The 1,228-nt window shown below is 63.8% G+C and carries 1 protein-coding gene; it reads left to right on the top strand.

Annotated features, from left to right (window positions below; genetic code table 11):
* Nucleotides 1-89 precede the first annotated feature (89 nt).
* On the top strand, nucleotides 90-1,228 hold a 1,139-nt coding region (locus tag CRT23_RS27550; protein ID WP_103712636.1), incomplete at its 3' end, for a glycosyltransferase.

The following is a 1,228-nucleotide window of genomic DNA, read 5'->3' as shown; positions in this document are numbered from 1 at the left end:
ACGATGCGGCTGCTAAGATCCGCGAGGCGAACGCTGCCAAGCTCGCGGATGGAAGCACCTACAAAGCCTGATCAGCATCGCTCCCAGCCATGGCCGACGTTCTCTTCGTTCACAACAATTTCCCCGGTCAGTTCGGCTTCCTGGCCGAGACCCTGACCGCACAGGGACATCGTTGCGTCGCCATCGCTTCGCCGACCGGGCGGGACCTGCCCGGGGTGCCGGTCGCGCGCTGGCGCGCCAAGCAGGGCTCAACCGCGGGCATCTTTGACCCGGCGACGCGTGCAGAAGCGGATCTCATCCGAGCTTCTGCTGCTGGCGAGAGTGCCCTCTCACTCAAGCAACAGGGCTTCGACCCCGATCTCATCATTGGGCACCCCGGATGGGGGGAGACCCTGTTCATGCGGGAGGTGTTCCCGGGCGCCAAGCAGATCCTGCACGGCGAGTACTACTACCGTTCCTCCGGCGGGGACGTCGGGTTCGACCCTGAGTTCGGCAGGGTCACCCCCAAAGACGCGTTCCGCATCCATGCCAAGAATGCCACCATGGCCCTAGCCTACGCCGAGGCTGACAAGATCATCTGCCCAACGGCATTTCAGGCTAGCCGCTTCCCGGACCTCTTCCGTTCGCGGATCGGCATCATACACGAAGGGATCGACACAACGCGCATCAAGCCGGACGCTGCCGCAACGCTGAGGCTCACGAACGGACGGATACTCGATCGCTCCAAGCCCGTCGTCACCTTCATCAATCGGCGCTTCGAGCCACTGCGTGGCTTTCACATCTTCATGCGCGCCCTACCCAAGGTCCTGGCCGAAGTACCGGATGCCGAGGTGGTGCTGATTGGGGCGGATGAGTCAGGCGGCTACGGACCAGCCGCACCCTCAGGCATGACGTGGAAGAAGGTCATGCTGGCAGAGGTGGGTGAGCGCCTCGACCTGCGGCGCGTGCATTTCATGGGCCGGCTGCCGCATGAGCAGATGCTGGCAGCTCTCTCCATCTCGGCAGCACACGTCTACTACACCTACCCCTTCGTGCTCTCCTGGTCGCTACTGGAGGCCATGGCCTCGGAGTGCCTGATCATCGGCTCGGACACGGGGCCCGTCAGGGATGCCGTCGAGAACGGGCAGAATGGGATGCTATTAGACTTCTTCGACGTGGAAGCGCTCTCAGCCGCCCTGATCCATGCCTGCCGCGACCCTGAGGGTTTGCTGCCCCTGCGACGTGCCGC

The sequence above is a fragment of the Methylobacterium sp. V23 genome, assembly GCF_002917135.1.
Taxonomy (GTDB): Bacteria; Pseudomonadota; Alphaproteobacteria; order Rhizobiales; family Beijerinckiaceae; genus Methylobacterium.
Note: the sequence above shows the minus strand (reverse complement) of the source record. Positions and strands in the feature narration are given on the sequence as shown.